Source organism: Vibrio sp. SCSIO 43132 (assembly GCF_019904195.1).
GTDB lineage: Bacteria > Pseudomonadota > Gammaproteobacteria > Enterobacterales > Vibrionaceae > Vibrio > Vibrio nigripulchritudo.
The window spans coordinates 2677931-2692093 of record NZ_CP063199.1 but is presented as its reverse complement, the minus strand read 5'-3'; the positions used below and the strand labels follow the sequence as shown (position 1 = coordinate 2692093).

At 43.9% G+C, this 14163-nt stretch carries 12 protein-coding genes and 1 tRNA gene; 11 read left to right on the top strand and 2 right to left on the bottom strand.

Translation table 11 applies throughout. The annotated features are described in order from the left end of the window. The first annotated feature begins 5 nt into the window (after positions 1–5). The 5 genes from tolA to nadA all read left to right on the top strand — a co-directional run bounded on the left by tolA (position 6) and on the right by nadA (position 5094). Complete coding sequence (gene tolA / locus INR79_RS11960; protein ID WP_022604406.1) at positions 6–1061, top strand: cell envelope integrity protein TolA; 1056 nt, start codon at positions 6–8, stop codon at positions 1059–1061. Positions 1062–1073: 12 nt separating this feature from the next. Next, a complete protein-coding gene (tolB, locus tag INR79_RS11955) occupies positions 1074–2426 on the top strand; it encodes a Tol-Pal system beta propeller repeat protein TolB (protein ID WP_004398556.1) in 1353 nt (450 codons plus the stop codon). A 69-nt stretch (positions 2427–2495) separates the two neighbouring features. Further along, positions 2496–3035, top strand: coding sequence for a peptidoglycan-associated lipoprotein Pal (pal, locus tag INR79_RS11950; protein WP_022551119.1), 540 nt, complete (start codon positions 2496–2498; stop codon positions 3033–3035). 13 nt (positions 3036–3048) lie between these two features. Next, positions 3049–3837 (top strand): tol-pal system protein YbgF, encoded by a 789-nt coding sequence (ybgF, locus tag INR79_RS11945; protein ID WP_004398559.1) that lies wholly within the window; start codon positions 3049–3051, stop codon positions 3835–3837. A 195-nt stretch (positions 3838–4032) separates the two neighbouring features. Next, a complete protein-coding gene (gene nadA / locus INR79_RS11940; protein ID WP_022551117.1) occupies positions 4033–5094 on the top strand; it encodes a quinolinate synthase NadA in 1062 nt (353 codons plus the stop codon). A 65-nt stretch (positions 5095–5159) separates the two neighbouring features. On the opposite strand, the gene INR79_RS11935 is transcribed toward nadA, so the two are convergent. Then, positions 5160–5729 (bottom strand): UPF0149 family protein, encoded by a 570-nt coding sequence (locus INR79_RS11935; RefSeq protein WP_022590130.1) that lies wholly within the window; start codon positions 5727–5729, stop codon positions 5160–5162. A gap of 119 nt (positions 5730–5848) precedes the next feature. Here INR79_RS11935 and INR79_RS11930 point away from each other — a divergent pair, with 119 nt between their 5' ends. The 3 genes from INR79_RS11930 to INR79_RS11920 all read left to right on the top strand — a co-directional run bounded on the left by INR79_RS11930 (position 5849) and on the right by INR79_RS11920 (position 9257). Beyond that, a complete protein-coding gene (locus INR79_RS11930; protein ID WP_223094399.1) occupies positions 5849–8275 on the top strand; it encodes a hybrid sensor histidine kinase/response regulator in 2427 nt (808 codons plus the stop codon). Between the two features lie 292 nt (positions 8276–8567). After that, complete coding sequence (locus INR79_RS11925) at positions 8568–9017, top strand: L-alanine exporter AlaE (RefSeq protein WP_022599113.1); 450 nt, start codon at positions 8568–8570, stop codon at positions 9015–9017. A 152-nt stretch (positions 9018–9169) separates the two neighbouring features. Next, positions 9170–9257, top strand: a tRNA-Ser gene (locus tag INR79_RS11920). Positions 9258–9383: 126 nt separating this feature from the next. Here the strand turns inward: INR79_RS11920 and INR79_RS11915 are convergent. Next, on the bottom strand, positions 9384–9932 hold the full coding sequence (locus INR79_RS11915) for a lecithin retinol acyltransferase family protein (protein WP_223094397.1): 549 nt from the start codon (positions 9930–9932) through the stop codon (positions 9384–9386). Between the two features lie 44 nt (positions 9933–9976). Here INR79_RS11915 and INR79_RS11910 point away from each other — a divergent pair, with 44 nt between their 5' ends. From INR79_RS11910 to INR79_RS11900, 3 genes are all read left to right on the top strand, one after another. Beyond that, positions 9977–10366, top strand: a complete 390-nt coding sequence (locus INR79_RS11910; RefSeq protein ID WP_223094395.1) for a helix-turn-helix domain-containing protein — start codon at positions 9977–9979, stop codon at positions 10364–10366. Between the two features lie 79 nt (positions 10367–10445). After that, entirely contained in the window at positions 10446–11351 is a 906-nt protein-coding gene (locus INR79_RS11905) for a restriction endonuclease (RefSeq protein ID WP_223097009.1), read from the top strand. Between the two features lie 51 nt (positions 11352–11402). Next, positions 11403–14162 carry a type I restriction-modification system subunit M gene (locus INR79_RS11900; protein ID WP_223094393.1) on the top strand — a complete coding sequence of 920 codons (2760 nt, stop codon included), beginning with the start codon at positions 11403–11405 and terminating at the stop codon, positions 14160–14162. Position 14163 lies beyond the last annotated feature (1 nt).

Sequence of the window (14163 nt, the reverse complement as noted above, 5' to 3'; positions counted from 1 at the left end):
AATCGATGAAAAACAAGAATAACTACACTAGCGCGATTACGATATCAGCTGTTTTACACGGTGTGCTGATAGTCGGTTTGTTGTTTGGAACGGATTTTTCCATGCCTGAACAAGACCAGACAGGCAACATGGTGCAAGCTGTAGTGATCGACCCTCAAATGGTTCAACAACAGGCGAGAGAGATTCGCCAACAGCGTGAAGCCGCTCAGAGAGCAGAGCAAGAAAGGCTCGACAAACTCAGAAAACAGAGTGATCAGCTCGAAAAAGACCGCAAAGCGGAAGAAGAGCGTATTCGCAAGCTGAAAGAACAGAAAGTTAAAGCTGAAAAAGAGGCTCGTGAAGCCGAAAAAGCGCGCCAGAAAAAAGAACAGGAACGCAAGGCAGCAGAAGAACGAGCGAAGAAAGAACGTGAACGCGTTGCTAAAGCCGAAGCCGAGCGAAAAGCGAAAGAGGAAGCGGTTAAGAAAGCAGAGCAAGAACGCCTGAAGAAAGAGGCGGCAATTGCTAAGGCAGAAGAAGAACGTGTTGCTCGCGAAAAAGCCGCTAAAGAAGCGGAAGAAAAAGCTCGTCGCGAACGCGAAGCCGCTGAAAAAGCTGAAGCTGAACGAATAGCCAAAGAAAAAGCAGCAAAAGAGGCAGCTGAAAAGGCAAGAAAAGAAAAAGAGCGCTTAGAACGTCTTGAAAGGGAACGAAAAGAACAAGAAGCTGCTCTAAATGACATCTTTGCAGGTTTGGAGAGTGAATCTTCTCAAAACTCTGCTGCGAAACAGCAGCATGTAACCAGCGAAGTTCAGAGATATGGAGCTATTTATAAGCAACTGATCCAGAGCCGCCTGCTGAAGGATGACTCATTTTTGGGAAAGTCGTGTAGAGTGAATATGCGCCTGATACATACAGGTAACAGTGCCATTGTAAATGGCGTTAAAGTATTAGGCGGCGATTCGCGCGTCTGCGCTGCAACGAAAAGTGCGATTGCTCAGGTAGCATCTTTTCCAGTTCCAAAAGAAAAAGATGTGGCTGATCAGCTTAAAAATATCAATCTAACCGTTGAATTGGATTAAAAGGACTAAGAAGTGATTAAACGCCTTTTATTAGGAATACTGGTCATATGCGCCAGTTTGGCAAATACTGCAAATGCGGCCTTGGAGCTGGTGATTACCGATGGTATCGACTCCGCTCGCCCCATCGCCATTATTCCATTTAAGTGGGAAGGTGAAGGGAAATTACCGCACGATATTAGTGCTGTTATCGCGTCAGACTTACAACGAAGCGGAAAATTTAGCCCTGTAGCACCGAACAAAATGCCTCAGACCCCTTATTCCGATGAAGATGTTGAATTCTCTTCATGGACGGCATTGGGTGTAGATGCACTTTTGACAGGTACGGTCACCAAAAATGCTGAGGGCAGTTACCTGATTGAATATCAGCTTGTGGACGTAGTTCGCGGTCAGCTAACCAGCGGACAAAGCAAAGCACTAAGCGACACTGGCGAGCTGGTGCTTTCGAAAGATCACGTTTTATTTAACAAGCGTGCTACTGTCCCGGGTCCAAGGCTACGTGAATACGCTCACCGTATTTCAGATCTTGTTTATGAAAAGCTAACGGGTGAAAAAGGTGCATTCCTGACTCGTATTGCGTATGTTGTTATTAACGACAAAGAGAAGTTCCCTTACCAGCTCAGAATCGCTGATTATGATGGCTATAACGAGCGTTTGGTTTTGCGATCTAAGCAACCTCTTATGTCACCTGCATGGTCTCCAGATGCGAGAAAACTTGCTTATGTAAGCTTTCAAAATGGGCGTGCAGAAATTTATCTGATGGACATCTATACCGGGAAGCGTGAAAAGCTCACGTCATTCCCTCGTCATAATGGTGCGCCAAGATTCTCCCCTGATGGGAAGAAATTGGCATTAGTGCTGTCGAAAACCGGCAGTCTTCAGGTCTACATTCTCGATCTACAAACCAGAAAACTGGAACAAATAACGAGAGGTAGAGCAAATAATACAGAACCATTTTGGCATCCTGATGGACAATCGCTAATATTTACCTCGGATCGGGGTGGTAAACCTCAGATATATCGAGTAAATTTGTTAGATGGTGCGACCAACCGTCTAACTTGGCAAGGCAGCCAGAACTTGGGTGGACAAATCACACCAGATGGAAAGTTCATGATTATGGTTAATCGGAACGATTCCGGGTTTAATTTGGCCAAGCAAGATTTGGAAACAGGAGCCGTACAAGTGTTGACTAAAACACAACTGGACGAGTCTCCAAGTATTGCGCCAAACGGTGGTATGGTCATTTACAGCTCCATGTATAGGAAGAAGAATGTACTTTCTATGGTCTCTATAGATGGTCGCTTTAAAGCTAGATTACCGGCAACAAATGGGCGTGTTAGAGCTCCCGCCTGGTCACCATTTTTGTAGAAATAACCGTTTGTGTGTAGTTCGGCAAATCGGTTAAAACAAAGTTTCGGACAAATAAGGAAGAATAAGATGCAACTTAATAAAGTTCTTAAAGGGCTTATGATTGCGCTACCAGTACTAGCTGTTACGGCATGTAGCTCAAGCGACAACGCGGCAGATTCCACTAAAACTTCTCAAACTAACAATACTGAGCAAGTTGTAGCGGCAGATACCACAACTGAAGTGACGCCACTTGATCAAGGCACTCAGCTTAGCGACCAAGATATCAAAGACGCGCAACTTCGTGAAACTCAGACAATTTACTTTGCATTTGATAACGCGACCATTTCGTCTGACTACGAAGACATGCTAGCTGCACACGCTGCTTTCATTAGCAAAGATCCAGCTCTTAAAGTACGCATCGAAGGTCACGCAGATGAGCGTGGTACTCCAGAGTACAACATCGCGCTAGGCGAGCGTCGTGCTGAAGCTGTTGCTAAGTACCTGCAAGCTCTGGGTGTTCAGGCAGACCAAATCGAAGTAATCAGCTTCGGTGAAGAACGTCCTCTACTACTAGGTCAAAGCGAAGAGGTTTACGCTAAAAACCGTCGCGCTGTTCTAGTTTACTAATAGGAATTTTCCTATGTTCAGTAACTCTAAGCGAATCATCTCGCTTACGTTGCTGGCAAGTGCGGCGAATGTAGCGTTCGCCGCACCAGCTCCAGTAACCGATCTCAATAGCACCACTGTATCAACGACTACCGCTTCCACTTCTGCCCGACCTTCATCCGCGAATGAAACCGAAGTTCAGCGTCTCGAGCGATTGCTTCAAAACCGCGCTAAGATTCAGATTCAAATGCAGGGTCAAATCGATGAACTCAGTGCAGAGGTTGGTGAATTACGCGGGATTGTAGAACGTAACTCCTACGAAATGAATCAAATGCTTCAGCGCCAGCGTGAATTATTCGTTGAGCTGGATAGCATGAGACAGCAACTTCAACAGGCTCCTGTTGTCGCTGCGAGCACAGATTCCGGAAACGACTCAACAGGCACGTTTTCAACCAATAAAGATGAGCAAACGGCTTATCAAGATGCGGTCGACCTCATTCTTAAGCAACGCGATTACGCGGGTGCCATAACCGCTTTCAAGCAGTTCCAGGTGGATTTCCCAGACTCGAAATTTGCTCCTAATACGCATTACTGGCTGGGTCAGCTTTACTTTGCGAAGAAGCAAGATGTCGATGCAGCTAAAAGTTTTGCCTCTGTAGTGGCATACAATGAGTCCAATAAGAGAGCAGACGCATTGCTGAAACTTGGCGACATTGCCAAGCGAAACAAAAAGCCAGATGCCGCTGTAAAATATTACCAGCAGGTCATCAGTGAATATCCGCAAAGTGCCTCCGCGGATATGGCGAAAAAACAGATGCAATAAGCATGAAAAATTCAGGGTCATTTCGACCCTGAATTGCTTTTCAAGCCTAGATTTTGTGTATTCTTAAAGCCCTTCCGACAATATCTTTCAATTTGAAATAACAAATTCATCTCTGAGCTATACATCCTCTAGAAGCGCGAAGTCGTTTGGGTATACAATACCCGGATTACTTGGAAGTTGCGTAGAGCAAGAGCAATGAGCCACATTTTAGACACTATCGAGACCGTTTACCCTTTTCCTCCAAAGCCTGTTCCACTTACTGGTGACCAAAAACAACAACACATAAACAATATTAAAAAGTTGTTGAAGGAAAAAGACGCGGTATTGATTGCACATTATTACACCGATCCTGAAATTCAGGCCCTCGCGGAAGATACGGGCGGTTTCGTAGGTGATTCACTGGAGATGGCAAAGTTTGGTAACCGCCACCCAGCAAGTACCCTCATTATTGGTGGTGTTCGCTTTATGGGTGAATCCGCTAAGATTCTGACACCAGAAAAACGCATTCTCATGCCGAATATGGAAGCAGAATGTTCACTCGACTTGGGCTGTCCGTCAGACAAATTCACCGAATTCTGCGACGCTCACCCTGACCATACTGTTGTGGTGTACGCGAATACGTCGGCAGCAGTAAAGGCACGTGCTGACTGGGTAGTGACATCCAGTATCGCTCTTGAAATCGTTGAGCACCTAGACGCAGAAGACAAGCCTATAATTTGGGGACCAGATCGTCACCTGGGTTCTTACATTGCCAATAAGACCGGAGCAGACATGCTGTTATGGCAAGGCGAGTGTATTGTTCATGATGAATTCTCTGCCGATGCGCTCAGAAAAATGAAGAACCTTTATCCTGACGCTGCCATTCTGGTTCACCCGGAGTCGCCAGCAAGCGTAGTAGAGCTTGCGGATGCCGTTGGGTCTACCAGTCAGTTAATTAAGTCTGCCAAAGAGCTACCTCATCAGCAAATGATTGTGGCAACAGACAAAGGCATCTTCTTTAAAATGCAGCAATTGGTTCCTGAAAAAGAACTGATTGAAGCTCCAACCGCAGGTGCGGGGGCTACATGCCGTAGCTGTGCTCACTGTCCTTGGATGGCAATGAACGGATTAGCGGCTATTGAGAAAGCCCTGATTGAAGGTGGGGAAGAGCATGAAATATTTGTGGACGAAGAGGTGCGTGTGAAGTCCTTGATTCCTTTGAACAGAATGCTGGATTTTGCCGAGCAGCTCAATATGCAGGTGAAAGGTAACGCTTAATAACTGAAACCAATTCAAATAGAAATGCCGCGAAAATATCGCGGCATTTTTGTTTTGAGGTTATCTTATTGGCTTTCTGCCAGCGTTACGCCGCGCTGAGTTAAACCACAAAGCATGACTGGAAGGGCGTTGAAGATTTCTTCAAATTGTTCAAGACCTTCAATACCTTGTTGAGCAAGAGTCGTAATCGCGGTTTCCGGATCGTAAAGCATGCTCATAGACAAAATAACGCCACCTAAAAGCGCGTTATCTTCGCTGTCTTCCGGCATCAATGTTTCCCAGTCATCACGTGATACTCCCCAGCCTTGAAGCAGACCTTCTGTGAAGTCGCGTGCTTGTTGGTTTACGATCTCCTCTTCATCCAGAGCGCAGCCTTCTGGCCACTGCCAGCTACCTTCCAGAAGTTGAGGGCGAGCATCATTCCAGATGTTGATGACTTGGTTTGCAAACGCTTCAAGTTGCTCATGCGCTGAAAAAGGCGCTGTTTCTTCACCACCCCATAAAAATGCCAGCCATTCAGCAGGATCGATAACGTTCGGTGCTGCAGCCATGGAAGTAACAAATCCACGGATCTGGTATTCATTTAAAATTTTGCCTTCCATTTCAGGTAAAGCGAGCAATTCTGTTAAAGTCAAAACAAGTTCCTGTAAAGTGTTATCCCGCTATTGTAACAAGCTCAAGTAAGTGGAAAAAGACTTGATGAATACCATACTAAGATCTAGGTTTTTTAATATGTGCATTGTTGGCTAAGATTATGGCGATCAAATCTTCACTAAAAAAGAAAAGTATCATCGCTTTGGGTTTGTACCTCTGTTTTTTCATCGCGACAGTAGGCAGTATTACCTATGTTGTGGTGGAATACCCGATTAAAAGCAAGCTTCAGAAAAACCTCGATTTGAGAACCGAGCTTCTGGCTACAAGTTTAGATGAATCGCTTAACGGTTCTTTGGGGTTACTGCATAGCATTGCAGCTATAGGCGAAGCAACGGGCGAGTATGGTGAGCTCAAAACTCTTCTACCAATCATGATAGCTCAAAGCACCAATATGATCGTCAGCGGTGGAATCTGGCCAGAGCCTTATCTGATAGATCCAAACATACGGTTAAACAGTCTTTTCTATAACAAGAACATAGAAGGCGGCGTTGACCTTATCCATTCATGGAACAACCCTGAATCCGGTGGATACAATATCGAGCCTTGGTATACGTCTGCCATTAATATACAGCCTCAACAAGTGTCTTGGTCTGATGTTTACATTGATCCCTACACCCATGTCCAAATGATCACTGCATCAACCCCTTACTTTAAAAATGGCAAGGTTCAGGGGGTAGCGACCATTGATATTTCACTCTCCGAGCTGATCAAATACGTTCAGAACCACGCCAATCAGTACGACATCGGTGTCTTGATAAGAGATCAGAACGGAACGTCTATCACCGAACACAACTTTCTCCTCTCTAAAAATATTTATATTTCTCAGTTGAAATTTGGTACCTACAACTGGGAAATAGATGTTGTGAATTCGAAACGTTTGGTAGCGGAAGAGACATTCGAGCTGGTGATGAGTTTAGAATTCATCATTGCTCCGTTCTTATTAGCCTGCGTGATGATCGGCTATTACATGATCAATCGGTACCTGATTCGTCCTATCGTGGTGATTGCAGATAAGGTTTCTGATTCAACCACCAGCGGTATCATCGATATGGATTACAGAAGTAACGATGAAATCCGTCACCTGATAGACAGCTTCAACCACAACACCATTTACTTACAGGAAGAAAAAGTCAAAGCGCAGGCTTCTACCAAAGCAAAATCCGCATTCCTGGCAACCTTATCTCATGAAATCCGTACCCCAATGAATGGTGTGTTAGGCACGGCACAAATTCTGGCGAAAACCGATCTGAACGATCATCAGAAAAAGCTTCTGCACAGTTTGTATGACTCAGGCGAACACATGATGACCTTGCTTAACGAGATTCTGGATTTCTCCAAAATAGAGCAGGGCAAACTGGAACTGGATCCTTCACCATTCCCACTCTCCAGTATCATCGGCAGTATCAACAGTGTTTACTACACCTTGGCAACAGAAAAAGGGTTAAGCTTCAAAGTGTACAGTGAAGTACCAACCGAGCGTTGGTATAACGCCGACAAAGCAAGAATGAGGCAAATACTCTTCAATTTACTGAACAATGCCATCAAATTTACCTCCCGGGGCTTTGTGGAGGTATATCTCAACGAGTATGAGCGGGATGGTAAAGTGTACTTGTCCATTCAGGTCAGAGACACCGGAATAGGCATCTCCAAGTCGGCTCAAGAGAAAATCTTCAAACCTTTTGAACAGGCGGAATCCAGCACTACTCGCCGATTTGGTGGTACTGGGTTAGGGCTGGCGATTACACAGAAGATTGTTCAGGGAATGGGCGGCAATATTACGGTAAAAAGTGAAGAGGGCATAGGTTCAAGCTTTTTTGTGAGTCTGCAAGCAGACGTATGCGAGCCTGAAAACACTCAGGATACAGTGCATCAGAAGTTCGATTGTAATGGCTTAACCGCCCTTATCGTTGAAGATAACAGAACCAATACCATGATCATGGATGCGTTCCTGCGCAGTAAAGGCTTTGAGACAACCAGTGTGGTAGATGGAGCCAAAGCCGTCGATATTCTTTCGCAATGCACATTTGATTTGGTTCTGATGGATAACCACATGCCAGTGATGGATGGAATCGAGGCGACAGAACGGATCCGAAACTTAAGTCACCCTTCTTCAAAAGGTCTGATTCTTGGCTGTACGGCAGATGTATTTAAAGAAACCAGAGAAAAGATGCTAAAAGCCGGGGCAGACCACATCCTTGCCAAGCCAATAGATGAAAGAGAATTGGATGACGTATTAATAAAGTTCTCTGATCGATTAATGCGTTCATTGCCACACGCTAGCCACTCATCCACTCGAGAGCCTCAATCCTCGAACAATGAGAAGCTTCTAGTAGACCTTTATGTATCGCTGGATAACCAGGACTTTGAAAAAGCAAAAGGCATACTCAAGGTCATTGTTAGCCAAGACAGGAATAAATTTAACAACGAAGAGCGCGAAGCCATAGATAAGATCTCGGTAGCACTTGAAGGGAACAATGTCCCTTCAGAAGACGACATAAACGTGCTGACACTCAGTTTGGCTGATTAATTCTGTAAATTAACAACAAATCAACATCCTAAGCCAAGCAAAAGCTTGGCTTTTTTACATCTTAACCCTTCATGTTGGTATGGTTTAAGCCTAAAAGCTTTCATGCCAGTGAAAATCTCTAACTTTCGAACATAACCTAGTTGTAAATTTACAACAAAAATAAAAATTTGAAATATAAAACTAAATAATTCGTGATTTAATAGCCTTATTATCTAGTTAAAATGCATTTATCTAGATTTCTCGTTTGTATTTTTAATAATATTCTAGTTATTAGTTCTTTAAAGGTAAGGTAATGAGTTCGAAAGCGCCTTTTTGCATTCGCCACGCTGCGGCGGATACATTTGCAATGGTGGTGTTCAGTTTTGTCGTCGGCATGCTGATTGAGATTTTTATATCTGGAATGACATTTGAACAGTCTTTGCAATCCAGAACGCTTTCGATACCGGTAAACATTGCCATAGCCTGGCCATATGGCGTATTCCGTGATTGGGTATTGAACCAAGGTGGTCGTATCCATACCGGAGAGCTAATGAAGCGTATTTCAGATGTCGTTGCGTACGTTTTATTCCAATCACCAGTTTATGCCGCCATTCTTTGGTTTGTTGGCGCCTCGACCGACCAAATTCTGACAGCAGTTGCAAGTAACGCCGTAGTATCTTGTGGCTTGGGCGTTCTGTATGGCTACTTCTTAGATAATTGCCGTAAATGGTTCCGTGTACCGGGTTATGCTCAACGGGTTTAAAATCATACAAACTGTATGGAAAATGAGTGTTTTAGCTAATTTCTGAGCGAACAGACATAAAAATACATTTTTTTTTCTGATAAGCACTTGACCCTCAACCGCATAATCATTAAATTAGCGCCCCGTTGAGACGCAAAGTTCAACAACAATTCGGTGAGTTGTCCGAGTGGCTGAAGGAGCACGCCTGGAAAGTGTGTATACGGCAACGTATCGAGAGTTCGAATCTCTCACTCACCGCCACATTCGAAGCCCCAGCAAAAATGCTGGGGCTTTTTCGTTTCTTAGTTCTTATTCGGTTTGAGTTTGTACCTGATATAGACAGATTCCATAGCCTAAAGGTTTTTTTGTTCAGTAGCTCCTCACCATCTATATTACATAATCGTATTTGCGAGTGGCGTTGACAGCCACACACCCAATAAAACCAAAGGCAAGTACATACCATGGTGAATTCTTCGATTGGTTTAAGTGAGCAAACAGCAAACCTGCTACAGCACCAAGACCTGCCGCTTGCAACTGCTCGCTTGAGGGCTTGCCATACAGCACGCTAGAAACTAGGTGCTCACAATTATTGTCTAGCACTCCATATTTTTTTGCTTTCTTGAGCAACTGCTCTGCTTGGTTAAACAGTTGATTTTTCTTTTCTTCACTTAGATGACTTAAAACTACTTTTATAGGTTTTCCATCGGCGTAAGCTTCAATGGTACAAACCTGTACGTTTCCATCTGGAGAGTTGTGAAGCACTCGTCCTTTACCTAGATAGATTCCAGCATGCTCCACGAAAAGTTTTGAACGATAAAGTAGATCACCGATGCTGAGTTTATTCTTCATAATTTCCTCTTTCTGACTTAAAGTAAGTGCATTCAATAATGGGATTAAGATACGTAAAACGTATATTAATGCACTTAATTTATACATATGCACTTAAGTGATCAAGTGTTTTTTTGTTATTGGTGGTGAAAATGCAAGATAAAATGGTTTCATACTCATCAATTCTGGGTGTGGTTGTCGCAAATAAGCGTAAAGAGCTAGGGGTTGAGCAGAGCGTGTTGGCTGAAAAAATGGGTCTTTCGCAAGCCAGTTACAGCCGTTTGGAGTCTGGAAAGTCAACATTCTCTGTTGACCAGATGTTTGAATGTGCCAAAGCTCTTGGTATTCCTCCAGACGAACTTTTCAATTCTGTTGTGAACACGGTGAACAACCTTAAACAAAGTGAACAGGTAGAAGTTCAAGCTCAACCGAGAGGCAATGCTACAAAAGCTAAAGCAGAGGGTGGAAATAAAGTAGGCACTTTTATCGCGGGGGCGGCTTTGGGCGCATTGATAATTGGGTTAGCAGGTAAATCTAAATAAATGTTGTAAATATCAAGATAACTGATTGTATTTTAATGTATATTACGGTTGTAAAACGTCAGAATGGTTAGGGTGTATTGTGCTTCCAAGTTATCAAGATTTAATGAAGCCAGTGTTAGTGGCTGCGAAGAATGAAGAAGTTAAGCTTAGCAACGTTGTAGACTTGCTAGCGGAGCAATTCAATCTGTCAGAAGGCGAGAGAGCGGAACTTCTCCCTAGTGGACGACAAGCAGCTTTCACTAACCGAGTTGGATGGGCCAAAACCTATCTAGCGAAAGCAGGGCTCCTGGATTCAACAAGGCGTGGTCATTTCGTGATAACGGACTTGGGGAAAGAAGCTCTAAACAGCGGTGAAGAGATTAATAACCAATACCTAAAACGGTTTGATGACTTCAATGCGTTCACTAAGCAAAAGAACGGTGATTCAGACAAAGTCGAAGAGACAACAGTGTCTGATAATGACGCGACACCTGATGAAGTGCTAAGAGCTGCTTACAAACAGATTAACGACGCGTTAGCCTCAGACATCTTGTCTCGAACACGTAAAGTATCTCCAGCCTTCTTTGAGCAACTATTGATCGACCTGCTACTAGCTATGGGCTATGGCGGAAGTGATGAAGGGATGGCTCATACACTTGGAAGAAGTGGAGATAACGGTATTGATGGAGTCATTAACCAGGATCCTCTAGGTGTAGATCAGGTTTACATACAGGCAAAGCGTTATGCAGAGGGTAACAATGTAGGGTCTAGTGAAATACGGGATTTCTTTGGGGCACTGAACTTAAAGAAAGCGCAAAAGGGTATCTTCATTACCACTTCCGATTTTACATCCTCTGCCTCACAAACGGCTAAAGATTTAGGTATGCACATTGTGCTTATTAACGGTCAAGAGTTGGCTAAGTTGATGTTGCGATACAACATTGGTAGCCGAGATGAGCAAGTGTTACACCTGAAGAAAATAGACGAAGAGTTTTTTGAAGCGTAAACCATTAAACAGAATGTTTACGCTTTACTTAAGAATTAGGAAAATTTGCGAATGAACAAACAACAACTCGCAGCAAAAATCTGGGAATCAGCCAACCAGATGCGTTCAAAAATCGAAGCTAACGAATACAAAGACTACATCTTAGGCTTCATTTTCTATAAATATCTGAGCGATACCCAAGTGAGCTTCCTTGTCGAACAAGGGATGACACAAGATGACATCAAGGCATTGGTCGAAGATGACACAGAAACAGTGGACTATATCCGAAGAGAAAAAGGGTATTTCATTGCCTATGATAACTTATTCTCAACTTGGGTGGATTCAAGCACAGAGTTTGACGAGTCGAATGTTCGTGATGCGTTGTCAGCCTTTAACCGTTTGATCAATAAAAAACATAAAAAACTGTTTGAAGGGATCTTCACCACGTTAGAAACGGGGTTAAGCAAACTGGGTGAAACTTCTGGCAAGCGAACCAAAGCAATCAGCGACTTGCTTCACCTCATTAAAGCCATCCCGATGACGGGTAACCTTGGCTATGATGTGCTGGGTTACATTTATGAATACCTGATCGAAAAGTTTGCCGCCAATGCGGGCAAAAAAGCGGGTGAGTTCTACACGCCGCATGAAGTCTCGCTATTGATGTCTGAAATCACAGCGCACGAGCTCAAACATAAAGATGAGATTGAGATTTACGATCCAACCAGTGGTTCGGGCTCATTGTTGATTAACATCGGTAGCTCAGTGGCCAAATACGCTAAGAGCAAAGATGACATCAAATATTACGCTCAAGAGCTCAAGCAAAGCACTTACAACTTAACCCGTATGAACCTGATCATGCGTGGTATTTTGCCAGATAACATCACCACCCGTAACGGCGATACGCTAGAAGATGACTGGCCATACTTTGATGAAAGCAACCCACAAGAGTCTTATCAACCTCTGTATGTGGATGCAGTGGTCTCTAACCCGCCGTATTCACAAAAGTGGGACCCAGAAAACAAAGAGAATGATCCACGTTACGCACGCTTTGGCCTAGCACCAAAAACTAAAGCTGACTTTGCGTTTCTATTGCATGACTTATACCACCTCAAGCCAGATGGCATTATGACCATTGTACTGCCACACGGTGTACTTTTCCGTGGTGGTGAAGAGGGCGAGATCCGCAAGCAACTGATCGAGAACAACCATATTGATGCCATCATCGGCTTACCAGCCAACATCTTCTTTGGTACGGGCATCCCAACTGTGATTTTGGTGCTCAAGCAGAAGCGTGAAAACAACGACGTATTGATTGTGGATGCCTCAAAACACTTTGTGAAAGAAGGCAAAAACAACAAACTGCAAGACTCAGACATCAAGCGCATCACCGATGCTGTGATTCATCGCCAAGATAATGACAAGTTCTCGAAAGTGGTGAGCAAGAAAACCATTCAAGATAACGAGTACAACCTTAATATTCCGCGCTATGTGGATTCATCACCCGCGGCTGAAACGTGGGATCTTCATGCGACCATGCTAGGCGGTATTCCAAACCGAGAAATAGCCGCCCTGAAGGAGTACTGGGATGTATTGCCAGAGCTTCATGATGCGTTGTTTAGCGCAAAATCATCCGACTACAGCGAGTTGGCGGTTGAGAAGAGCCAAGTGCAAACTACCATTGCACAGCATCCGCAACTGCTTGCGTTTATACAGACATACAACCAAGCGTTCGATGGCTTTGATGAGTACCTAAACACCACCTTAATTGAGGGTTGGGAAAGCGTTAACCGTAACCAACAACAAGCGCAATTGAGTGTCGATCTGTTTGAACGCATGCAGCCAATTGCGTTGATAGATAAATACCAAGCCTACCAGTTGCTTAGTGACCAGTGGCAAATCATTAGTGCCGACCTTGAAATGATGCAAACAGAAGGGTTTGATGCTACCAAGCAGGTTGACCCGAATATGACCATCAAGAAAGTCAAAGGCAAAGAGACCGAAGTACAAGACGGTTGGAAAGGCCACATTATGCCGTTTGAATTAGTGCAAAAAACCTATCTGATTGATGATTTAAACGAGCTAAAACTGCAAGAAGACAACCTCAGTGAGGTTGTTTCGACTATCGATGAACTTATTGAGTATTTCAAGGAAGAAGACGATTCTGTACTGAATGACAATAATGATGCTTTTGCTAAAGCCGAACTAGGTCAAGCGGTAATAGATGCCTATCTAAGCATTCATTCTGAAGAGATAGACGCTCTCAATAAGTATATTGCGTTACTTGATAACAAAGCCAAGGTGGACGAAAAGTTAGCATTTATTGCAGAGTATCCGCAGGTTCAATGGCATGAAATGGAAGCCAGCAAAAACGGCACTTATGCCAAAGGTAAAGTAAATGCCCACCTCAAAATGCTACGTGCAAAGTTTAGCTTTGATCCTGAAACGATTGAAGGCAAAGTGGTTAAGGCAAGTCAGTTACTTGATGAGCAAGCGGAGCTAAAAGCGGATAACAAAGAGAAAGCTCTACAGCTACATATCAATACCAAGCGGACAATAGAAAATCTGTCCAATGACCAGGTGAACAATTTGCTAGCACTCAAGTGGATCACACCTCTGTCTGAGGCGCTAACCGCTATGCCAACCGCAGTCGTTAACCGCTTAACCATTAAGGTACAAGCACTTGCAGACAAATACGCTGTGACCTATTCCCAAGTAGCGAGTGAGATTCAAACTTCAGAAAATGAGCTAGCAGAGATGATGAGCCAATTAACAGGCGATGAGTTTGATATGCAGGGCTTAGCGGAACTGACTAAGTTGCTGAAGGGCGAGTAAT